Origin of the sequence: Nocardia sp. CA-145437 (genome assembly GCF_050956485.1) — a bacterium.
Lineage (GTDB): Bacteria > Actinomycetota > Actinomycetes > Mycobacteriales > Mycobacteriaceae > Nocardia.
This window is the reverse complement of record NZ_CP191204.1, coordinates 2,457,641-2,479,101: the sequence shown is the minus strand read 5'-3', so window position 1 is coordinate 2,479,101 and position 21,461 is coordinate 2,457,641. Positions and strand designations below refer to the sequence as shown.

General features: G+C 68.0%; 17 protein-coding genes. 6 read left to right on the top strand and 11 right to left on the bottom strand.

The annotated features are described in order from the left end of the window. Positions 1–345 precede the first annotated feature (345 nt). Positions 346–1,917: a hypothetical protein gene (locus tag ACQPYY_RS11100; RefSeq protein ID WP_433593660.1), complete on the top strand. Its 1,572-nt coding sequence runs from the start codon at positions 346–348 to the stop codon at positions 1,915–1,917. A gap of 204 nt (positions 1,918–2,121) precedes the next feature. Then, positions 2,122–4,332 carry a protein kinase domain-containing protein gene (locus tag ACQPYY_RS11095; protein ID WP_433593659.1) on the top strand — a complete coding sequence of 737 codons (2,211 nt, stop codon included), beginning with the start codon at positions 2,122–2,124 and terminating at the stop codon, positions 4,330–4,332. Between the two features lie 10 nt (positions 4,333–4,342). On the opposite strand, the gene ACQPYY_RS11090 is transcribed toward ACQPYY_RS11095, so the two are convergent. Next, complete coding sequence (locus ACQPYY_RS11090) at positions 4,343–5,458, bottom strand: alcohol dehydrogenase catalytic domain-containing protein (RefSeq protein WP_433593658.1); 1,116 nt, start codon at positions 5,456–5,458, stop codon at positions 4,343–4,345. A gap of 74 nt (positions 5,459–5,532) precedes the next feature. Here ACQPYY_RS11090 and ACQPYY_RS11085 point away from each other — a divergent pair, with 74 nt between their 5' ends. Beyond that, on the top strand, positions 5,533–6,186 hold the full coding sequence (locus ACQPYY_RS11085) for a class I SAM-dependent methyltransferase (RefSeq protein ID WP_433593657.1): 654 nt from the start codon (positions 5,533–5,535) through the stop codon (positions 6,184–6,186). A gap of 3 nt (positions 6,187–6,189) precedes the next feature. Here ACQPYY_RS11085 and ACQPYY_RS11080 read toward each other — a convergent pair whose 3' ends face one another. From ACQPYY_RS11080 to ACQPYY_RS11070, 3 genes are all read right to left on the bottom strand, one after another. Next, entirely contained in the window at positions 6,190–6,927 is a 738-nt protein-coding gene (locus tag ACQPYY_RS11080) for an LppU/SCO3897 family protein (protein ID WP_433593656.1), read from the bottom strand. Positions 6,928–7,009: 82 nt separating this feature from the next. Further along, positions 7,010–8,419, bottom strand: coding sequence for a pentapeptide repeat-containing protein (locus tag ACQPYY_RS11075; protein WP_433593655.1), 1,410 nt, complete (start codon positions 8,417–8,419; stop codon positions 7,010–7,012). A 220-nt stretch (positions 8,420–8,639) separates the two neighbouring features. Continuing rightward, a complete protein-coding gene (locus tag ACQPYY_RS11070) occupies positions 8,640–9,878 on the bottom strand; it encodes an MFS transporter (protein ID WP_433593654.1) in 1,239 nt (412 codons plus the stop codon). A 91-nt stretch (positions 9,879–9,969) separates the two neighbouring features. On the opposite strand from ACQPYY_RS11070, the gene ACQPYY_RS11065 reads away from it, so the two are divergent. Further along, positions 9,970–10,290 carry an ArsR/SmtB family transcription factor gene (locus ACQPYY_RS11065; protein ID WP_379096110.1) on the top strand — a complete coding sequence of 107 codons (321 nt, stop codon included), beginning with the start codon at positions 9,970–9,972 and terminating at the stop codon, positions 10,288–10,290. 350 nt (positions 10,291–10,640) lie between these two features. Here ACQPYY_RS11065 and ACQPYY_RS11060 read toward each other — a convergent pair whose 3' ends face one another. From ACQPYY_RS11060 to ACQPYY_RS11040, 5 genes are all read right to left on the bottom strand, one after another. Continuing rightward, positions 10,641–12,788 carry a protein kinase domain-containing protein gene (locus ACQPYY_RS11060; protein WP_433593653.1) on the bottom strand — a complete coding sequence of 716 codons (2,148 nt, stop codon included), beginning with the start codon at positions 12,786–12,788 and terminating at the stop codon, positions 10,641–10,643. A gap of 84 nt (positions 12,789–12,872) precedes the next feature. Then, on the bottom strand, positions 12,873–14,162 hold the full coding sequence (locus ACQPYY_RS11055; RefSeq protein WP_379100156.1) for a M16 family metallopeptidase: 1,290 nt from the start codon (positions 14,160–14,162) through the stop codon (positions 12,873–12,875). A gap of 148 nt (positions 14,163–14,310) precedes the next feature. Beyond that, positions 14,311–16,572 carry a polyribonucleotide nucleotidyltransferase gene (locus ACQPYY_RS11050; RefSeq protein WP_357093352.1) on the bottom strand — a complete coding sequence of 754 codons (2,262 nt, stop codon included), beginning with the start codon at positions 16,570–16,572 and terminating at the stop codon, positions 14,311–14,313. 425 nt (positions 16,573–16,997) lie between these two features. Next, entirely contained in the window at positions 16,998–17,267 is a 270-nt protein-coding gene (rpsO, locus tag ACQPYY_RS11045; protein WP_213556830.1) for a 30S ribosomal protein S15, read from the bottom strand. 135 nt (positions 17,268–17,402) lie between these two features. Beyond that, positions 17,403–18,362: a bifunctional riboflavin kinase/FAD synthetase gene (locus ACQPYY_RS11040; protein WP_379096101.1), complete on the bottom strand. Its 960-nt coding sequence runs from the start codon at positions 18,360–18,362 to the stop codon at positions 17,403–17,405. A gap of 174 nt (positions 18,363–18,536) precedes the next feature. On the opposite strand from ACQPYY_RS11040, the gene ACQPYY_RS11035 reads away from it, so the two are divergent. After that, entirely contained in the window at positions 18,537–19,310 is a 774-nt protein-coding gene (locus ACQPYY_RS11035; protein WP_379096099.1) for a metal-dependent transcriptional regulator, read from the top strand. 16 nt (positions 19,311–19,326) lie between these two features. On the opposite strand, the gene ACQPYY_RS11030 is transcribed toward ACQPYY_RS11035, so the two are convergent. Next, entirely contained in the window at positions 19,327–19,788 is a 462-nt protein-coding gene (locus ACQPYY_RS11030; protein ID WP_433593652.1) for a phage tail protein, read from the bottom strand. 178 nt (positions 19,789–19,966) lie between these two features. Between ACQPYY_RS11030 and ACQPYY_RS11025 the strand changes: the two genes are divergently transcribed. Next, a complete protein-coding gene (locus ACQPYY_RS11025) occupies positions 19,967–20,242 on the top strand; it encodes a hypothetical protein (RefSeq protein WP_379096093.1) in 276 nt (91 codons plus the stop codon). An 18-nt stretch (positions 20,243–20,260) separates the two neighbouring features. On the opposite strand, the gene ACQPYY_RS11020 is transcribed toward ACQPYY_RS11025, so the two are convergent. After that, positions 20,261–20,995, bottom strand: a complete 735-nt coding sequence (locus ACQPYY_RS11020; protein ID WP_433593651.1) for an SDR family oxidoreductase — start codon at positions 20,993–20,995, stop codon at positions 20,261–20,263. Between the last annotated feature and the right edge of the window lie 466 nt (positions 20,996–21,461).

Sequence of the window (21,461 nt, the reverse complement as noted above, 5' to 3'; positions counted from 1 at the left end):
AGAACTACATTTCCCGCACAGAAAACAACGGTTGGCCGCGCCCCTCGGAAACAAATCCAACCGGTCGAATCCATTGGAGTATTCGGGGCGCGAGAATAGCATTTCGCGGCCTCGTTCTGAGATATCCAGCGGCACTGAAGAATTGAACCTGAACCGCATAGTGCGCCGGTCCTGCAGTAGTAGAATTCGATGCGGGATCACCGGGTGAGGCTGGGGGGCCGGAGCGCCACTGCTGAGGACGCCCCGCCTGACGGGAGAGCCGCCCCGTCCCGGACGCAGCCGACTGTGCACGCATTGTGCGCTGGATTCTTGCCGCGTCGTGAGTGTCTCTCAGGAGGAAAGACCATGTCCGCTCCCGCTCATCTGCTCGAGGACGCTTTCAAGGACGCGTTGGCCCGCGCCGCCAAACTCGACAAACTCGGGATTCCGCCCGGCGATACCAAGGAACTGTTTCCCGGCCGCACCCCGACCAATGCCGAACTGGTGCAAGTCTGCGTGAAGGAGTACAAGAAGAATCAGGCCGCGATGGATCGGGCCGTGCAGGACGTCATCGAGTTCCTCGACACTCCCGACGGCGCCGCGTATGTGAAGGCGCTCGAAGGGTCGCTGGAGAATCCGGTGCCCAACAACGCGCTGAGTGTCGAAATCGCCCAGGAAATTCTGCGGAACGGCGAATTCGGGCTCGCGAGTTCACATCCGCAGGGCTTGCGGGGGCTCGGCATCGGCGTCTCGGCCGGGGTGAGCGCGGTGGTCGGGCTGCTCGCGGGCGCGGACGTGGTCTTCGATTTCAAGGACGAGGCCACCGTCCACGGCCGGGTCTGGAAGGGCGCGTCGCTCAAGGGCGGGCTGTCGATCAGCGCCGGCCTGGAATTGAGCTTCTGGGTGCAGAAGCCGGTGACCGGCGCCATCGCGGGCTGGCTGCTCGACCTCTACCTTCCGACCAAGTACACGATCCTGCTCTTCATCCGCTTCATGTACATCAAGCAGCGGCCCGAGGGCATGAAGGAACTCGACTTCGGCGGTGTCTCACTGCAATTCCCGCTGGGCATCGGGCTGCCGATCCGCCACGACAAGGGCACCAACGGCGTGATCGCGCTCTTCGGCGCGAGCCAGACCGCGTACGACCGGCCGCGGCGGGCGACCTTGACGGTGGTGAACAAGGCAACGGGCCTGGGCACCATCGCCGTTCAGGAAACCGCGACCCTCGAGGTCACCCTCACCAATACCTCCAACAATGACGTCACGCTGAGTTCGGGCGCGACCATGACGATCACGATGCCGTCGTACTTCACCGACAGCGACGTCGCCGCCATGAAGATCGACTTCGCGGGGTGGACGTTCACCGACGTGGACGGCAGCCTGACGCTGACCCTGTCGAAGAACACCACCTGGGCCTCCGGCACCGACCTGTTCCTGAACATCACGAATGTGAAGAGCAGCAACCAGCCCGCCTACGGCCAGCAGTCCACGCCCGGCAAGGTGAAGGTCTCGGTCAACGACGTCTCCTTCGACGCCCAGATCCTCACCACCGCCGATTTCGCCCTGGTCTGGTCCACCTCCAAGGCCACCCTGGACTGGGAGGCCGCGGTGACCAAGCCCTTCACCCTCACCGGCCCGGCCAAGGGCACCATCACCGCCTACGCCCAGCCCGGCAACTACATCATGCAACTGACCACCGCCACCGACGGCGATGGCGTCCCCTGGACCCTGGGCTACGTCTTCAACTACAACACCGCCATCACCGACAAGGTGATCCCCCAGGTCACCGCCTGCTGGTGGAAGACCGACGCGCCCAAGGCCGGCAAGAACGTCTACTACGGCAACGCGGTCGACAAGTCCGGGCAACCCTCGGTCTGCTGGTACGGCGGCACCTCACAGAGCGGCAGCAAGATCACGGTCACCCCGACCTTCGGATGACCTGATAGCCGGTTGACTGCCGCGGGATCCACCCGCGGCAGTCATCACCATGCGCGCACGAATACGACACCCCCGGAAGTGAAACTGCTTTGCGCCCATAATAATTCGACTGCCCAGTAGGTAATAGTCGCAATTCACTTTCCCTCCAGGCGATCTCGCGGAGGCGTAGCCTGTACCCGATCGCAGGCACCAGAGGAGGTTCTGATGAACAGGGCAGTCGTCGTCGGAATCGATCGGTATAGCGGCGCGCCACTCCATGGATGCGTCAATGATGCGAACGATGTCGCGGATTGCTTGTCGGATAAGGGGTACGACTTCGACTGCACCAAGCTGCTCGACGGGCAGGCCACTCGCGCATCGATTCTTCGCACGGTATCCGAGATCGCATACGAGGAGAGCGGCGATACCCTGCTCTTCTACTTTGCAGGCCACGGCCAGGTCATCGGAAACGCCGGCCATCTGGTCACCTACGACGCGCAGCCGTACGACCCCGGAATATCATTGAGCCATCTCGCCCAGATCATGGAGTCGGCCAGCACGAACTTCCATCACGTGATCTCGATCCTGGACTGCTGCCATTCGGGTTCCGCATTCGGATGGACCGACAGCCGACCCCTGCGAGCAGCAGACATCGAGCGCGAAATACCGTCGGTGAACGAGAGCCGGTGCATCCTCGCCGCATGCCGACCCGAGCAGACCGCCGCGGAACAAAACGGCCAAGGGATCTTCACCGATGCGCTGACCAGCGCCCTTCTCGGCATGGCGGTCGACTGGGAAGGACAGGTGACGCTGCTCGGCGTATACGACTTCGTCTCCAAGGCAATCCCGGTCGAGACGCAGACTCCGGTGTTCAAAGGGGATATCGCCGGCACTGTAGTCCTGGGCAGAGGCTTCGAACCGCGGGCCGGAAAACCGATCGAGAGCAGTCAGCTCGGCGAGACTCTTGCCAAAGCTCACCAGTTCATCGACAAGTACCACTACCGCCAACTGTCCGAACTATCGGAACGCGGGGTGCGACTGCAGCGGGGAGCGAAGAACTGCGCGGAAGCCCTCGAACCGATCGTGCAGTGGTTCGAGAACACCGAGCACGACCTACCGGATCTTCGACGGCAACCGGACTGGAAGAGTCTGGTTGTCCGACTCAGAGAGTTCCGAAAGAATCTGGCGGACATCACCATCGGCGAGGAAACCCGATTCGGCAGAGTCGTTCGACACCTCGGGCACGGCGGCTACGGCCACGTGTGGGAGGTCCAAGGGCCGGACGGAGTTAATCGTGCAATGAAGGTCTTTCACGGCAACGAACTCGACGATGAAGTCAAGGTCAGCCGTTTCCGGCACGGGTACGAAAACATGCGTAGTCTGAGCCACCCGCGCATCGTGCGAGTCCACGAGATGGCAAAGGCACCCTACGGATTCATGATGGACGCCATCGCCGGCGACAATCTCCGTCGGGCGTATATCGACCGCGACGATCCCGAGATCGTGCTCCGACTCCTGCTCGATATCTGCCAGACCGTTCAGTACGCCCATACCAAATCGGTCAAACATCGAGACATCAAGCCCGAGAACATCATCGCCGAGCGCGGCAACGACGGCGAACTGATTCCCTACCTGACTGACTTCGATCTCGCCTACCACGAGACGAATCGGACCGTCACGACCAACATCGGCGTCGGCGGCGTCATCAACTACGCCGCGCCCGAGCAGCTGTTCGAACCGAATACAAAAACCGCCCGCTCGGAGACCGTCGACATCTACAGTCTCGCGCAGCTGATGTTCTTCGTGATCACCGGACGAGATCCCAGTGGCGAGAAGTTGAGGAAGAACGTCGAGGTACTCACCAAGACGCTGGGGAGCTGGGTCGACGACCGGGCCGCGACCATTCTCATAGCCTTGTACGAGCGGGCTACCTCGCGGCCCTCGGAACGTCCCCAGACCGTACTGGAGTTCATGAAGGAACTCCACAGCGCGGAAGCCATTATCCAAGCCGCGAGCGGAACCGATTTCGTCTCCGAGGAGATCTTCTGCCAACGTGTGGGCTTCTCGTATCGCGGTATCAACGGCTACACAGCTTCCGACCACGAATGCCGGATGAACAGCCTCTCTGGTCAGGTCGAGATCGTGGTCCGTCTAGTCGACACCGACGGCCAACAGCACGCGAACATCGAGGTCGAATGCTCGGTGACCGGGTCCCTGCCCATCCCGTCGCTGAAGTCCAGCAAGACCGGCAGAGAATCGATCAACGTTCGCCTGGACAAGTCACTCAAGCGGTTCCACAACGCCACGCGGCATCCCGGAAACAAGGGAACGTTCCAAACGTTCGTCCACATCCGGGATGTGCCGCTGGACGTCGGGGGTGTCAGCTCGGTTACCGAGATCGTCTCGACAACGGTCTGGGGTATCGAGCAGTGGTAGCCAGTCGAAGTCAGTCGAAGATGATGACCTGGCGCAGGGCGTGGCCGGCGGCCAATTCGTCCATGGCGTGGTTGATGTCGTCGAGGCGGATGCGGGAGGAGACGAGGCGCTCGACCGGGAGGGTGCCCTCGCGCCACATGCGGACGAATTCGGGGATGTCGCGGGCGGGGACGGCGGAGCCGAGGTAGCTGCCGACGATGGTGCGGCCCTGCGCCACCAGGGCCAGCGGGGAGATGCTGGCGCGGGCGTCGGGGGCGGGCAGGCCCACGGTGACCGTGGTGCCGCCGGGAGCCGTTGCGGCCACGGCGGTTTCGAAGGCGCGGATGTTTCCGGCGGCCTCGACGACGACTTCGGCCTGGATGTTGTCGGCGGCGATCTGCTGCGGGGTGTAGGCGGCGGTCGCGCCGAGTTCCAGTGCGGTCTTGAGCTTCTCGGGGACGGTGTCCACCGCGATGACCTCCTGCCCGGTGGTCGCGCGCAGGGAGGCGGCCACCAGCACCGCGGCCATGCCGACGCCGCCGAGACCGACCACCATGATGCGGTCCCGCGGGCCGGGCTGGGCCGAATTCAGCAGTGCGCCACCACCGGTGAGGACGGCGCAGCCGAGGACGGCGGCCACCTCCGGAGGCACGTCGTCGTCGACGGGGACCACCGAATGACGGTCGACGACGGCATGGGTGGCGAAGCCGGAGACGCCCAGATGGTGGTGGACCTCCACACCGTCACGGAGCAAACGCCGTCCGCCCGCGAGGAGTTCGCCCGCGTTGTTGGCGAGACTGCCGGGCTCGCACGGGGTGCGGCCGTCGGTGGCGCAGCCCGCGCAGGAGCCGCAACGGGGCAGGAAGGTCATGATGACGCGCTGGCCGACACGCAAGTCGGAGTCGCCGGGGCCGAGCGCCTCGATGCGACCCGCGGCCTCGTGGCCCAGCAGCATGGGGACCGGGCGGACGCGGTTGCCGTCCACCACGGACAGATCGGAATGGCACAGCCCCGCGGCCTCGATCCGGACCAGCAGCTCACCCGGGCCGGGTTCGCCCAGGTCCAGCTCGCTGATGGTGATCGGCTTCGAATCGGCGAAGGGCGTCGACGCCCCGATCTGTTCCAGGACGGCACCACGAATCCTCATGCGCCCGACGCTACTCCATCGCACCTTCCCAGACAGTCCGGAATCTGATTCCATGGAGCCGGACAGGAGCACACATGACCACTTCGCTGACCACCGGCAACCGCGCCTTCAACCAGGTGGTGACGCGGTTCTGGGGCAATGTCGCCCGCGCCTACGACACCGCCGCCCTGCAACACCTCGTCTACCGCCCGCCGCAGGATCAGATGGTCGCCGAGCTGCGCGCCGCCGGCTCCCGGCGGATCGCCGACATCGGCTGCGGCACCGGCATTCTCACCACCCGCATCCAACGCGAACTGCGGCCCGACGCCGTCTACGGCGTGGACGCCTCGGCGGGCATGCTGGAGCAGGCCCGCGCCCGCTCGGCCGAGGTCCGGTGGCGGCATTCCGCCGCCGAGCATCTCCCCTTCGACGACGGCGCACTGGACGCGGTCGTCACCACCAGCGCGTTCCACTTCTTCGACCATCCGGCGGCGCTGCGCGAATTCCATCGGGTGCTGACACCCGGCGGCCTGGTGGCCATCGCGACCATGCATCCCTCCGGTGCGGCGTCGCGCCCGATCCAGCAGCTGACCCGCAGCCCGCGCTTCCCCGCGCACGCGCCGTCGCCGCGCGAGACCCGCACACTGCTGACCGACGCCGGTTTCGAGGTCGTCGATCAGCGCAAGGTCGCGCGGCCGCTGCCGTCGTGGCTGATCCCGGACGTCATCACCGTCGGCACGCGGCGCTGACCGTCACGTCCCCGGGTTGTCGCCGCCGCGGAAACACACGGTGAGTTCGAGCTTGCGCCAGATCACCCAGACCGCGCCGCGGCCGTCCCTGGGACAGGACGCGCCCGAGGTGGCGTTGGCCAGCACGGCGGTGGCCTGGACGATGTGCTCGCCGGACGTCGCGCAGTCGACCTTCGACGGGGTCTCCATGGCGGTGGTGTCGTAGCAGACGCCGGTGCGCCAGTCGAAGGTCAGGCACAGGTGGTAGCGCGGCTTGCCGGTCTTGTCCTTGGGGGCGGAATCGAGCGTGTAGAGCGGGTCGGTGCACGGGTCGGGGCCGTTCTGCAGCACCCGGTAGTTCGCGTCCACCGAATCGCAGTCCGACGGTTCGGGTGTGCCCGCCTTCCAGGTCGGGGCGCCCGCGGCATCCCTGGCTCGCTCGATGGGGACCTCGACGCAGTCCCCCGGCTTCAGGGACGCCATGGGATCGGGGGCGGCGGGTTTGGCCGAAGTGGTCGGCCCGCCGGCCTGTACGAGTTCGGGTGGCGCGCCGATGGGGTTGCCCGCGACGGTTTCCCGGGTCATGGGTGAGAGGGTGGCCGTCACCGCCGCGAACGCGAGGATCCAGCCGGTCGCCGCGCAGGCCAGGGCGCTCGCCCGCCGCCGCTTCGATGCCGCTCCGGCCCGGCTCGCGAGAGCCGCGGCCAGGCAGAGCAGCAGAACCGCTACCGCGACAACCCAGCCGACGCCGTGGCTCCCCACCACCCAACCCCTTCAACTCCGCTCGTCTGCAAGCTATCCCACGGCCGAGTTCCGGGCAAAACGGGCGACGAGCCCGGCTGGTTCAGGAGGCGAGTTCGGAGGCGGATTCGGCCAGCACCGGCGGCCACGGGGTCGGGGAGACATGGGACGGCTTGGTCGCGGGGCTCTCGTCCCAGTCGAAGTGGACACCGACCCACGCCTTGGGGCGGTCGAAACTGACCTCGCGCGCATCGAAGGCGGCGCGGCGGAAGGAGATGTCGCCGAAGAAGTCACCCCCGGCGAAGACCACCTTGCGGCCCCCGAAGACGGTGTCGGCGAAGGAGACCGTGCCGTGGTACTCGGTGCGCGCGAACGACACTTCCTGGGTACGGCCGGTGCGCCAGCGGATCTGCGTGCCCAGGTGGGCGCAGTCGAAGGAGCTGGACTCGGTGTAGAAGCGGGAATCGGCGAAGGTGACTCGCGCGCCGGTGAATTCCGCACCCGTGAAGGTGACGCGCTCGCCGTCGAACACCGCGCGCTCGAAGGTGGTCTGGTCGGCGGCGAAGACGGCGTTGGCGAAGCTGGTCCGCTCCCCCGCGAACGTGGTGCGGTCGAACGCGGTTCGCGTGCCACGGAATTCGGCGGCCTCGAAGCTGCCGCCGCTGCCGAAGGTGGCCTCGGCGAAGGTGGCGGCGGTGTCGTCACGGTCGGCGCGGTCCACGGCGGTGTGGGCGAAGACGGCGCGGTCGAAGACGGCGGCGCTGCGGAAGATGGCCCCACGGAAGGTGACCCGCTTGCCGAGGAACCGCGCCTGCTCGAAGGTGACCGTGCGGCCGCTCAGGAACATGGCATTGGTGAAGCGGGTATTGCGGCCCGCGAAGACGGCGTAGCGGAAGTCGGCGTTCTCGAAGACGGCGTCGGTGAAGTCGAAATCGCAGGAGCTCCAGTGAGTCTCGGCCGAGGGGCGCAGGTGTTCGGCGATCACCCGGACGATGGTGTCGCGGACCTGCCGGTCGTTCTGGCGGTAGGTGTACACCCGTTCGACGGCGGTGCCGTGGTCCTCGATGCGCTGGGATTTGGAGACCAGGTGGCTGGCGCCCTCCTCCGGCTGGTACGGCAGCCGCAGGTAGCCGCACAGCACGTCCACGCACTGCTGGCGCCGCCAGCGCGCGGAGAACTCGTCGGCGACCCCGGCCATGGCGTAGACCCCGGCGATGCGCACCGCCACATCCGGGTCGCCGAGCTGACCGGCGGCGGCCCCGAAGACCTCGGCGAAGCGGCCGCGCTCGGCGTCGCGCTGCTTGCGGTAGGCCACCACCAGCGCGACCGCGCCGCCGATGCCCGCCGCCACCGCGAGCGAAATCCGGCTCAGATCCAGCTGATTCGGCGTCTCGGCCTTGGCGCCGAGGAAATGCCACAGCCCCCACCAGGTGAGGCCCGCGATGGCGAGCCCGCCTGTCACCGCGGCCAGCACCGACACCAACAGACCCGACCGGTGTACCGTCCGGCTCACCACCCCACCGAACCTCCACCGCCGCATAGCCGAAGAATAGCGATCCGGGACGCGTCACGCATCGGATGCGGCAATTCCACCCGACTTCGCGCACCCGAAAAATCGGGCATCGCAATCCGTTTCGCCCGGAATGCCGCGTCCGCCCCGGACATGTGGGGTTACCGGGGCGGACGGGTTGTGCGGACGGGTTGTTCCGAGAACGTGGACCGCAGCGCGATAGTCAGTCGACAGCCGCGGTGGCCACCACGGCTGCCGCGGCCTCGACGTTGCGACGCAAGCCGATCCCGGCCGCGCCCAGGCAGGCCAGCGCGACCACCGCGACGAACCACGGGAAGACCGTGCTCAGCCCCCACGTGGTGGCCGCCCAGCCCGCCAGCACCGTCGGCACCGCCATGGCCGAGTAGGCCAGCAGGTAGTAGGCCGACATGGTCTCGCCCCGCTTGTGTTGCGGCACAACGTTGGACAGGTGCCGCAGCGATCCGCCGAAGCCCAGGCCGAAGGTGCCGCCCAGCGCGAGCCCGGCCAGCAGCACCAGCACCCAGTTGTGGGTGTCGAGCGCCGGAATGGTGAGCAGCAGCGCGATCGCCATGCCGATGTCGCCCGCGATGGCCGCGCGGCGCGCCGGGATGCCGCCCGCGACGGCCTGGGCGAGTGCGCCCGCGGTCGCCGTGGAAGCCACCACCGCGCCGCCGAACACCAGATTGTGGATGCCGGTCTCGGCCGAGGCCAGCGAGGGGTACAGCGACAGCAGCACGCCCAGCACCGACCAGGCCGCCATCACGCCGAGCGCGGAGAACCAGAAGTCAGCGCGGATCTCCTGCGGCACAGCTGGTTTGGCGATGGTAATCCGCTGCTTCTGCCGCGCCGCGTGCGGTTCCCGCAGCGCCAGCACGCCCGCGGCGATCAGCAGGCACACCAGCGTGATCACCACATACGGCGTCCGCAGCGGATGCGGCGCGTACTGGGCCAGCACCGCCGACCCCAGGATCGCCACGGCCATACCGACATTGAAGGCGACCCCGGACAGCTGACCCGACCGCGCGCCCGCCTGCGGGCGCAGGTCCAGCAGCGCCGCCGCGCCCGCCACCACGATCGCGCCGACCGCGGCCCCGTGCAGCGCCCGCGCCAGCAGCAGCATGGCCACATTGTCGGCGAACAGGAACACCACCAGGCCGACGATCATGGTCGCGAACGCGCCGAGCAGGACCGGCTTGCGGCCCACCACATCCGAGATCCGGCCCGACACGAGGACCGCGCCGAGCGCGGCCACCGCGTAGACGGCGAACACGAATGTGGTGGTGAGCGGAGAGAAATGCCAGCTGCGTTGATAGAGCCCGTAGAGCGGCGCGGGCGCGCCCGAGACGCCGAGCGCCACACCACTGGCGGCGAGGACGAGCGCGTACGCCCAGCTCTGAGTGCCCCGTTCCGCACTGGTCTCCACCGCTGTTGCCGACGCCATCCCGGCCTCCATCAGGTAAGTTTGAATCTTATCGAACTCACCGTAGCCAAGGTTCGACAGTTATCAAACTAGTTTTCCCGTGAGGTAGGTCATGACCGACACCGACGCGCTGCCCGCCGTGGCCCCGCTCCCCGCGGTGCTCGGCGCGCTCCAGGACCCGGTCCGCCTGGAAATCGTCCGCCGCCTGGCCGAAGCCGGCGTCCCCATCCGCTGCAGCCTCACCTACGACGGCGTCAGCAAATCCACCGCCGCCCACCACTTCAAGATCCTGCGCGAAGCGGGCGTCACCGAACGCGTCACCATCGACGGCAACACCCACCTACGCCTGCGCGCGGACGACCTCGACGTCGCCCTCCCCGGCCTGCTCCCCGCCGTCCTCGCCGCCGCGAACCGCGAACACGCACCGGAGTAGCCGGCCACCGCGCGAGGCGATCAACCGCGCGCCCCCGCCGACGCGGGCATTCTGATCACGGTCGGCGCCATTCCCCGCGGGTGGGCCACCGACGCCGACGGTGTCGACTCCCCGGCCTTGCCGACGGTGTCGACTCCCCGGCCTTGCGGGCGCTGGTCGATGAACTCACCGACCTGATGAACGCCTACAACCACGAGGGCACCGATGTCGCCCGACCCTGCTCGGCGAAGGACAGCAGCCAACGTCCCGGACACGTGGAAGCGACAGGGAACCGGCCGCGCCCGTCGAGGTTTCGACGACGCGCCACAGCGGCGGCGCGGGTCGCGCTCGGGCCTGATGCCCGCGACCGGTCAGGACTGGGTGAGCGGCAAGGACTTCCACCAGTCGACGACACCGCTCGGGGTGGTGGGGATGCCGCGGGTGTACATGAGGAACTTCTCGCGCTTGGGGTCGTCGAAGAAGGAGGTGGCGAAGACCGTGGACGGGACGTCGGCGGTGGCGTCGAAGCGGTGGTTGACGTACTGCTTCGAGCCGCAGAACTCCTTGAAGGTCAGATCCTCCAAAGCGCTACCGGCGGGGCGGATCCGGCGGGCCGCCGAGCGCGCCACCGCGGCGGAATCGTAGGCGAAGACGATGTACTCGCGGACTTCGTGGTCGGCGGAGTACTGGCAGTCCCAGGCCGCGGCCCAGCCCTCGAAGGCGAAGGGCGGCAGGAAGTCCTTGGTGTCGTGATCGACCACGCGGCAGCTGGCCGAGTTGAATCCCGAGCCCAGCTCCGGAGAACGCGGCACCAGCCCGGGGAAGGCCGCACTGATCTGGGCGATCTCAGCCGCCGCCGGCTTCGGCTTGGCGCCGCGGCCGGACGGGCTCATGACGAACACCACCACGCCGAGCGCGACCGCCAGACCCACGCTCATCATCACCAGCATGCGCAGGCCGCCCAGCCACCGGCCCGTACCCGGAGCGGTCATACGAGGTGGCGGCGACTGATGCCGGTCCGTGCGCGGCCCGAACAGGGCGGGAATGTCGGTCAGCCGGCCCGAACGCGCCGCCGTCGATGGCGGAATCCGCCGTGCCCCGGTCGTTTCCGCTGGCGAGGTCCGACGCGCCCCGGCGGCGTCCGGCTGGTGTGCTCGCCGGGCTCCGGTGACCTCCGAGGGATGAACTCGCCGCGCGCCCGTGGTCTCCGAGGGATGCACACGTCGCGCGCCCGTGGTCTCCGACGGGTGCACCCGCCGCGCCCCGGTGGTCTCCGACGGATGTCTTCGGCGCGCAGCGGAATCCGGCTGCGATCCGCGTCGCGCCCCCGACGCCTCGGCCTGCTGTCCCGGCCAGACCGCGGGTGCGTCCGGCTGCTGCGCCCGACGCATCGCCGACGTGTCGGACGGCTTCCCGGGCCGGGCCGCCGGTGTGTTCGACTGGCTCCGCCGTGCCCCCGAGGAGTCGGGCTGCTGTCCGGGCCAGGGTGGCGGCGTATCGGACTGGTGCCCCCGCCGCACCGCGGTGGGGTCCGATTGCTGCCATCGACCCGCCGGTGAATCCGCTTGCTCCGCTCGCGAACCCGGCGCGTTCCTGGTCCCCCGGCGGCCGGTGGACGGCGCGGCGGGCCGTCGGACGGAGGCATCCGCGCCTCGGCGGCGCGGCGGTGCGTGGGGACTCTCGACCGCGACGCCCTCGGCGAGCGCTCGTTGCGCGGCCGCCGCGAATTCCGAACAGGTCGGGTACCGGTCGTCGGGGTTCTTGGCCAGGGCGCGGGCCAGGACCGGATCCAGGGTCGCGGGCAGGTCGGGTCGCAGGCCGGCGATCGGGGGCGGGTTGTCGTACAGGTGGGCTTTGACGATCGCGCCGAGGTCGTTCGCACGGAAGAGCGGAACCCCGGTCAGCAATCGGAACAGGGTGCAGGCCAAGGAGTATTGGTCGGCGCGGTGGTCGACCGGCTGGTTCTGCAGCTGCTCCGGGGAGGCGTAGGCCAAGGTCGCCATGACCGAGCCGGAGCCGGTGAGGCGGCCGGTGTCCTCCTGTAGCCGGGCGATGCCGAAGTCGGTGAGCAACACCCCCGCCTGCTGTTCGCGGGTCTCGCGCGCCAGCATGATGTTGGCGGGCTTGACATCTCGGTGGAGCACGCCGACGCGATGCGCGTAGTCGAGGGCGTCGGCGGTGGCGGCGACGATCTCGACGGCGCGCTCGGCGGTCATGTCGGTGACCGATTCGGCTTCGATGCCGTCGACGTACTGCATGGCGATCCACAGTCGCCCGTCCTCGACGCCGCGGTCGTAGACGGTGACCACACCGGGGTGATTCAGCCGGGCCGCGAGGTCGGCCTCGCGTTCGAATCGAGCGTGAGTCTCGCTGTCGCCGTGGTACTCCGCGTTCAACAGCTTCAGTGCGATCCAACGCGGCAGGCGCGGATGGCGCGCCAGGTACACCGCACCCATCCCGCCGCGTCCGAGCTCACGTTCGATGACATACCCGGCGAAGTTCTCACCTGGTTCGACCACGACCCCTCCCATTCCGGCGAGGTGATCATAGCCACAAACGGGCATACCTCACCGTCGGCTGGAGATTACCGCCGAGTAAGTATTTCAGCCGACCAGATTCCGGACGGCCGAGGGCAGGTCGCGGGTGCGCCGATACGGTCCGGCCACCGCCGCCCCGAACGGTCGCGCCAACAAGCTCGTCGCGATCGAGGACACCTCCTCGGTGGTGACTTCGTCGATGCGAGCGAGGGTTTCGGACACACTGCGGTGATTGCCGTAGCTGAGCTCCGAGCGCCCGATCCGGTTCATCCGCGATCCGGAGTCCTCGAGCCCCAGCACCAGGCCCCCGCGCAGCGAACCCTTGGCGCGAGCGCATTCGGCGTCGGTGATGCCGTCGGCCGCCACCTCCTCGAGCACGCCGTGCGCCAGAGCGGCTACGCGACCGAGGTTTTCGGGCTGGCAGCCCAGGTACACCGAGAACGCGCCGGTGTCGGCGAAGGTGTCGACACTGGAGTACACCGAGTACGCCAGCCCGCGCTCCTCCCGAATGCGCTGGAACAGCCGCGAACTCAGGCCGCCGCCGAGCACGGTGTTGAGGATCGACAGCGGCCAGCGCTTCTCACCCTCGTGCCGCCCGAAGGCGCGGGTGCCGAACACCAGGTGCGCCTGCTCGCTGTCCCGGTTGATGCGGATCAGTTCCGGATTGCCGCGCGGGCGGAACCTGCCCTCGCGGCGCGGCGCCGGTTCCAGTCCGGTCTCGAGCCGATTCTCGAAGGCGCGGAACACCAATTCGACGACGTGCTCGTGCTCGATATTGCCCGCGACCGCCACCACCATCCGGTCGGGCCGGTAGCGGCGCAGGTGGAACGAGCGCAGCTGGTGCGCGCCCATGGCCTCGATGGTCTCGACACTGCCGATCACCGGACGCCCGATCGGGTGGTCGCCGAACAGCGCGGTCAGGAACGCGTCGCCGACCATGTCCTCGGGATCGTCGTCGCGCATGGAGATCTCCTCCAGCACCACCTGCCGCTCCACGTTCACGTCCTCGGCGCGGCACAGCCCGTTGAGCACCACGTCGCTGACCAGGTCCACCGCCAGCGGCAGGTCCTCGTCGAGCACGTGGGCGTAGTAGCAGGTCTGTTCCTTCGCGGTGAACGCGTTGAGCTCGCCGCCGACCGCGTCCATGGCCTCGGCGATGTCCAGGGCCGAGCGCGAGGGCGTGGCCTTGAAGAGCAGATGCTCGAGGAAATGCGCGGCGCCGGCCACGGTCGGGCCCTCGTCGCGCGAACCGACACCCACCCATACGCCGATCGAGGCCGAGCGCACACCCGGCACATGCTCGGTCACGACCCGCAGACCGCCGGGCAGGACGGTCCGGCGCACTCCGATATCCATTGCGGGAGACTCGTTCCGGTCGATCGCCAGCGCAGAACCCCCCTGCTCCAGGTTGCGGAGCAAGGGGGCGTTGTTCTGCGCGGAGTCCTTCGCGGTGCGCGCGGAACCCGCGCGCACCGCGGACTGCTTCTTCGTCACAGAGAAATGATTACTCTGCGTTCGCGTCGACCGCAGCCGAGGTCGCGGAGTTGTCCGAATCCTCGTCGATCGGAACCAGCGAGATCTTGCCGCGGTTGTCGATGTCGGCGATCTCGACGCGGATCTTGTCACCCACGTTGACCACGTCCTCGACCTTGGCGACGCGCTTGCCGTTGCCCAGCTTCGAGATGTGGACCAGACCGTCGCGGCCCGGGAGCAGCGACACGAACGCGCCGAAGGCGGTGGTCTTGACGACCGTGCCCAGGAAGCGCTCGCCGACCTTCGGCAGCTGCGGGTTGGCGATGGCGTTGATCGCGTCGATCGCGGCCTGCGCCGACGGGCCGTCGGTCGCACCGACGAACACGGTGCCGTCATCCTCGATGGAGATGTTGGCGCCGGTGTCCTCGGTGATCTGGTTGATCACCTTGCCCTTGGGTCCGATCACCTCGCCGATCTTGTCGACCGGGATCTTGATGGCGGTGACGCGCGGAGCGTAGGGGCTCATCTCGTCCGGGGTGGCGATGGCCTCGGCCATCACGTCCAGGATGGTGTCGCGGGCGTCCTTGGCCTGGTTCAGCGCGCCGGCCAGCACCTGCGACGGGATGCCGTCGAGCTTGGTGTCCAGCTGCAGGGCGGTGACGAACTCGCGGGTACCGGCGACCTTGAAGTCCATGTCGCCGAAGGCATCCTCGGCGCCGAGGATGTCGGTGAGGGCCACGTAGCGGACCTCGTCCTCACCCTTGTCGTTCTTCACGGTGTCCGACACCAGGCCCATGGCGATACCGGCGACGGGGGCCTTCAGCGGCACACCGGCGTTCAGCAGCGACAGGGTCGAGGCGCAGACCGAGCCCATCGAGGTGGAACCGTTGGAGCCCAGCGCCTCCGACACCTGACGGATGGCGTAGGGGAACTCCTCCTGCGAGGGCAGCACCGGCATCAGGGCGCGCTCGGCGAGAGCGCCGTGGCCGATCTCGCGACGCTTGGGCGAGCCCACGCGACCGGTCTCACCGGTGGAGAACGGCGGGAAGTTGTAGTGGTGCATGTAGCGCTTGGAGGTCTCCGGGCCGAGCGAGTCGACCTGCTGCGCCATCTTCACCATGTCGAGGGTGGTGACGCCCAGGATCTGGGTCTCGCCACGCTCGAACAGCGCCGAACCGTGAGCGCGCGGCACCACGGCGACCTCGGCCGAGAGCGCGCGGATGTCCGCGAGGCCACGACCGTCGATGCGGAAGCTGTCGGTCAGGATGCGCTGGCGGACCAGCTTCTTGGTGACCGAGCGGAAGGCCGCGCCCAGCTCCTTCTCGCGACCGGCGAAGGACTCGGCCAGCTCGGAGAGCACGGCCAGCTTGATCTCGTCGGTGCGCTCGTCGCGCTCCTGCTTGCCCGCGATGGACAGCGCCTCGTTCAGCTCACGCTTGGCGGTGCCCTCGACGGCCTCGTAGGCGTCGGGCTGGTACGGCAGGAAGATCGGGAACTCTTCGGTCGGCTTGGCCGCCAGGGCGGCCAGGTCGGCCTGCGCCTTGCACAGGCGGGCGATGAACGGCTTGGCGGCCTCGAGGCCTTCGGCCACAACGATTTCCGTCGGGGCGGAGGCGCCGTCGGCGATCAGGGCCAGCACGTTGTCGGTGGCCTCGGCCTCGACCATCATGATGGCGACGTCACCGTCGACCACGCGACCGGCGACGACCATGTCGAACACGGCGTTCTCGAGCTGCTCGACGGTCGGGAACGCGACCCACTGGCCCTCGATCAGGGCGACGCGCACGCCGCCGACCGGGCCGGAGAAGGGCAGGCCCGCGATCTGGGTGGACGCCGAGGCGGCGTTGATCGCGACCACGTCGTACAGATCCTTCGGATCCAGCGACATGACGGTCACGACGACCTGGATCTCGTTGCGCAGGCCGTCGACGAACGACGGGCGCAGCGGCCGGTCGATCAGGCGGCAGGTCAGGATCGCGTCGGTGGAGGGGCGGCCCTCACGACGGAAGAACGAGCCGGGGATGCGGCCCGCGGCGTACATGCGCTCCTCGACGTCCACCGTCAGCGGGAAGAAGTCGAACTGGTCCTTGGGCTGCTTGGAGGCCGTGGTGGCCGAGAGCAGCATGGTCTCGTCGTCGAGGTAGGCGACCACGGAACCCGCGGCCTGCTTGGCCAGGCGGCCGGTCTCGAAACGGATGGTGCGAGTACCGAAAGCACCGTTGTCGATCAGGGCGACGGACTCGAAAACGCCGGGCTCGACCTCGGCGGCGGAACTGGTCTGGGTGTCGGACATCTTTGTTATCTCAACCTCTCGTCTTCGCCGGATCCGGCACGTGTTCGTTCACGTGCCCACCGGCAGGCAAGCCGTACCCGGCATGGGCGCGCGGCAGCCCTCGTGGCTGCCGCAACGCACACCCGGCCGGTATCCCCTTGGATACGGCGACGCGGAGGCGGTCATCGATCGAAGCCCTCCGGGCGCGCATGGTTCATCTCATACTTCGCGCCCCGAAAAGCCACTACCGAAGACCGACGCCACGCGACGGGTGCATACGGCTCGTGTCGGCGTATATCCGGCCGTGTCCCCCCTCGTGGGGAACCTCCGGCCACATATACGAAAGGCCAACGAGAAGGATTCTATGCCTCCTCGTTGGCCGGTTCGTCAACTACCTCCGCTCACCAGGTGTGTCACCTCGTGGGCCGAGGGGTCCGCGGCTGGAATCAGCGACGCAGGCCGAGACGCTCGATCAGCGAACGGTAGCGGTTGATGTCCTTGTCCTGCAGGTACTTCGACAGCCGCTTGCGACGACCGATCAGCGCCATCAGACCGTGGCGGGTGTGGTGGTCGTGCTTGTGCTTCTTGAGGTGCTCGGTGATGTCGGCGATCCGCTTCGACAGCAGCGCGATCTGCGCCTCCGGGGAACCGGTGTCCTTCTCGTGGACGCCGTACTCGGCGAGGATGGCCGACTTCTGCTCGGTGGTGAGAGCCACAGATACTCCTTGTTTCAGACCGCGCTCGGAGGAGGCCGGGACAACCCGGCCCGGGCAGCCGCCGCGGACCGCAGCAAACCCGACGTGACAGCCTACCGGAGGCGATACTGTCGCGGAAATCGGCCCTGGCGCGGCCTAGTCGTCGGCCTCGCCGCCGAGCACCTTGCGGGCCTGATCGCAGTCGCGGCGGATGGCCTCGACCAGTTCCTCGATCGACTCGAACTTGCGCATGCCGCGCAGCTGCTCGACGAAGTCGACGGCCACGTGCTTGCCGTAGAGGTCGGCGTCGAAGTCGAGGATATGGGGCTCGACGGTACGGTTGCGGCCGTCGAAGGTCGGGTTGGTGCCGACCGAGATGGCGGTCATGTGGCGGGTGCCCGCCAGCGGGTCGCCGGGCTCGAGGACGGTGAACCAGCCCGCGTACACGCCGTCGGCGGGGATGGCGGCATGCATGGTGGGGGCCACGTTGGCGGTCGGGAAGCCCAGGCCCTTGCCGCGACCGTCGCCGTGCACGACCACGCCCTCGACGCGGTGCGGGCGGCCCAGCGCCTCGGCGGCGGCGCCCACATTGCCCTCGGACAGGCAGCCGCGGATGTAGGTGGAGGAGAAGGTGACCGCGTGCTCGCCCAGCAGCTGCACGCCGTCGACCTCGAAGCCGTAGCGGTTGCCCAGCTCCCGCATGGTGTCGAGGGTGCCGGCGGCCTGCTTGCCGAAGGTGAAGTTGTCGCCCACCACGACCTCGGACACGTGCAGGCGGTTCACCAGCAGTTCCTCGACGTACTCCTCGGGGGTGAGCTTCATGAAGTCGCGGGTGAACGGCATCACCACGAACACGTCGATGCCGAGTTCCTCGACCAGTTCCGCGCGCCGGTCCAGGGTGGACAGCTGCGGCGGATGCGTTCCCGGGCGCACCACGTCCACCGGATGCGGGTCGAAGGTCATCAGCACCGACGGAACGCCGCGCACCGCAGCGGATTTCACCGCGCGGCTGATCAGCTGGGTATGCCCGCGGTGCACGCCGTCGAACACCCCGATGGTGAGGACACACCGGCCCCAGTCCGCGGGCATCTCCTCGAGGCTTCGCCATCTCTGCACACCGGAAGCCTACGCAAAGCGCGTCTCGGACAATATTCCGCCGTGCGGAAGTCCACGGCCGGAAGCATGCCCGTCACCGTGTGTTCACCGGTCCGGGGCGCTCGGCGGCGGGTGCCTCTACCAGCGAGCGCGCCGATGTGTGAAACCGCGCGGCATGTGCCTAAGCTCGGTTACGTGCCCGGAAAACGAGACATCGCCACCCGCCGCGAGCTGGCCGATCCGTCCGCACCTTCCGCACCCCACGGGACCACCCTCACCGCCGCGAGCGGGGCGTCCAGCGTCGCACCGGTGCTGTCGTCGGTGGCCCAGGACTATCTGAAAGTGATCTGGACCGCGCAGGAGTGGTCGCAGGAGAAGGTGTCGACGAAGCTGCTGGCCGAGAAGATCGGCGTGTCGGCGTCGACGGTGTCCGAGGCGGTCCGCAAGCTGGCCGATCAGGGTCTGGTCGAGCACGCCCGGTACGGGGCCATCACCTTGACCGAGGACGGGCGGCGGGCCGCCATCGCCATGGTGCGGCGGCACCGGCTGATCGAGACGTTCCTGGTCAACGAGCTCGGCTACGGATGGGACGAGGTGCACGACGAGGCCGAGGTGCTCGAGCACGCGGTGTCGGAGACCTTGATGGAGCGGATCGACGCCAAACTCGGGCATCCCGACCGGGATCCGCACGGCGACCCGATCCCGTCGGTGGACGGGGCGGTGCCGACTCCCCCGGCGCGGCAGCTCAGCGATTTCGGGGCGGGTGAATCCGGGCGGGTGGCACGGATTTCCGATTCCGATCCGGCGATGCTGCGGTACTTCGATTCGCTGGGCATCGCGTTGGATACGCCGATCGCGGTGGTGGAGCGGCGCGACTTCGCGGGGACCATCGCGGTGCGGGTGCAGGAGCGGACCATCGATCTGGGCAGCATCGCCGCCGAAGCCATCTGGCTGAGCGAAGCCCACTGACGCTTCGGATCGAGGGTCAGTACTCGCCCTTGATGACGAAGAAGGACCCTCGAATAGTGCCCGCCAGCTTCGACTTCTGCCGGGCGAATTTGAACGAGTCCAGCTCCTCGGGGACTTCCATGCCGTCGGAGAGTTTGAATCCGACGGCGCGCTTGCCGGAGTCCTCGAGCGTGTACATCACGTTGATCGACAGGCCGCTCTCGTAGAAGACATAGGCCATGCGAATGCCCTCGACTTCGAATTCCGTTGCCTCGAGCGGCTTCGACTCGATGACGATCCGGCGTTCGTCGGCGAGGATCTTGCTCACCCAGGCAATGGTCTTCTTCGCCTTGCTCGCGGGCTCGACCGTGAAGACGTGGTCGTATTTGTTCTTGAAGTAGCGGGCTTCGTTGGCCCGCAGGCCCGCCAGGGCGGGTGCGACCGGGGACGACTCCAGGCCGACGGTCGAGACCGTGGTGAAATCCACCGCATAGGACATGCCGAATCTCCTGAACGTGTCGGTCGTTTCGTGCCGGACCCTGCTCTCGAATTCTGCGCAATCCTAACTTCTTCGGACGGCTGTCCCGGTTAACCCGCGCCCGGGACGTCCGATAAGTACTCTTTGCCGCGGCATCACCCAGATGCCGGTGCAGCACAGCCATATCCGAAGGACCCGCATGAAGCGCGCATTCGTCACCGGCGCGGCCGCCGCCGCCCTCACCCTCGGCACCGTGGCCTCGGCCGCCGCCGCTCCCCTCACCCTCGAGCCCGCCGCTCCCGCCCCGGTCGCGGACAGCGGCAGCGGAGGCGGAGGCAGCGTCGGCGTCCTGGAGTACGCCTACCAGCACGGCGGCATCCCCGAACTGGCGAGCAACCTGCTCAGCTACGCCCTGCTCTCCCCCTCCGCGGTGGCGTGCGGGCTGTCGGTGGACTGCACCCACATCACCCTCTGACCAGCGCCCGGCACCGGCTCACACCAGCCGGTGCCCGCCGTCCACGTGCGCCACGGTCCCGGTGACGAACGCGCTCTTCAGCAGCGAAACCACCGCCACCGCAATATCTTCCGGCTGGCCCAGCCGCCGCGCGGGCAACTTCTCCGCCATCGCCCGCCACCGCTCCTCCTTGTCCGGCCACGGCATCGCCTCCCAGATCCCGGTCATCACCCACCCCGGCGACACCGCGTTCACCCGCACCGGCGCCAACTCCACCGCGAGCGCCCGCACCAACCCCTCCAATGCCGCGTTCACCGCCGCCACCATCGCCCCACCCGCCGCCGGCCGATACGCCGCGATCCCGGAAACGACGGTGAGCGACCCGTTGTCGCTGAGCCGCGCGTGCTTGGCCAAGAGCATCGACCCGATCAGTTTCGTCTCGATGAACCCGCGCCCTTTCTCGAAATCGAAAGTGGCGATCGGCCCATACGTCCCCGCCACATCCGCCGCGGTACTGATCACATGGTCGACGGTCCCCACCGTCTCGAACACCCGCGAAACCTGCCGCTCATCAGAGACATCCGCCGCGACGGCACTGACCTTCCCGTCCCCCAACTCCCGCACGGCGTCGGCCAGCCGTTCTTCCGACCGCCCGACGATCACCACCTCGTACCCCTCCGAAAGCAGTGAATCGGCAATGGCGAACCCCATTCCCGACCCACCCCCCACCACAACCGCACGCCCGGCTCGCTGCCCAATCCCGTTATCCGTCATGCCATTCAGCCAACCGCCCCGAATGACCCCGGTCCACGACGCAGCACCGAACCCGCGTTAGCCCCGCGCTAACACCCGAGGCCACCAGGTCTCGCAGATCCGAGCACATCACGAAAGGTGACCCGAGGCGCCCCGGCAATCCCGATCCGCCGGGCTACCGGAATGAGTCGCTCGGCAGCGAACCGCCGAAACGCCGCCTCCGACTCCCACACCTCGGCAACCCGAATCCCGCTCTCCGTGGCCACGACCCACCCGAACAACCCCCCATCCGGCATCGGCCCACCGGCAGGCGCCCCCACCACCCCCATCACACATTCGTACTGTTCGAGAGTCACCCCATCGAACTCGATCTCCACCCCGACCACCACGTTCGATCCCCCCTTTCACCGCTCAGAAGCCTATTGGGCCAGACCACTCCCACCGGGGCACGCCCCCGAAAGTCGGGGCGCTACAAGCCGCTTCGGAC

What these genes read in the sequence shown, in the direction of transcription:
- ACQPYY_RS11070 (WP_433593654.1), bottom strand. Translation starts at nt 9,878, where the DNA reads ATGGCGTCGGCAACAGCGGTGGAGACCAGTGCGGAACGGGGCACTCAG.
- ACQPYY_RS11090 (WP_433593658.1), bottom strand. Translation starts at nt 5,458, where the DNA reads ATGAGGATTCGTGGTGCCGTCCTGGAACAGATCGGGGCGTCGACGCCC.
- ACQPYY_RS11055 (WP_379100156.1), bottom strand. Translation starts at nt 14,162, where the DNA reads ATGGATATCGGAGTGCGCCGGACCGTCCTGCCCGGCGGTCTGCGGGTC.
- ACQPYY_RS11050 (WP_357093352.1), bottom strand. Translation starts at nt 16,572, where the DNA reads ATGTCCGACACCCAGACCAGTTCCGCCGCCGAGGTCGAGCCCGGCGTT.
- ACQPYY_RS11065 (WP_379096110.1), top strand. Translation starts at nt 9,970, where the DNA reads ATGACCGACACCGACGCGCTGCCCGCCGTGGCCCCGCTCCCCGCGGTG.
- ACQPYY_RS11100 (WP_433593660.1), top strand. Translation starts at nt 346, where the DNA reads ATGTCCGCTCCCGCTCATCTGCTCGAGGACGCTTTCAAGGACGCGTTG.
- ACQPYY_RS11020 (WP_433593651.1), bottom strand. Translation starts at nt 20,995, where the DNA reads ATGACGGATAACGGGATTGGGCAGCGAGCCGGGCGTGCGGTTGTGGTG.
- ACQPYY_RS11085 (WP_433593657.1), top strand. Translation starts at nt 5,533, where the DNA reads ATGACCACTTCGCTGACCACCGGCAACCGCGCCTTCAACCAGGTGGTG.
- ACQPYY_RS11025 (WP_379096093.1), top strand. Translation starts at nt 19,967, where the DNA reads ATGAAGCGCGCATTCGTCACCGGCGCGGCCGCCGCCGCCCTCACCCTC.
- ACQPYY_RS11095 (WP_433593659.1), top strand. Translation starts at nt 2,122, where the DNA reads ATGAACAGGGCAGTCGTCGTCGGAATCGATCGGTATAGCGGCGCGCCA.
- ACQPYY_RS11030 (WP_433593652.1), bottom strand. Translation starts at nt 19,788, where the DNA reads ATGTCCTATGCGGTGGATTTCACCACGGTCTCGACCGTCGGCCTGGAG.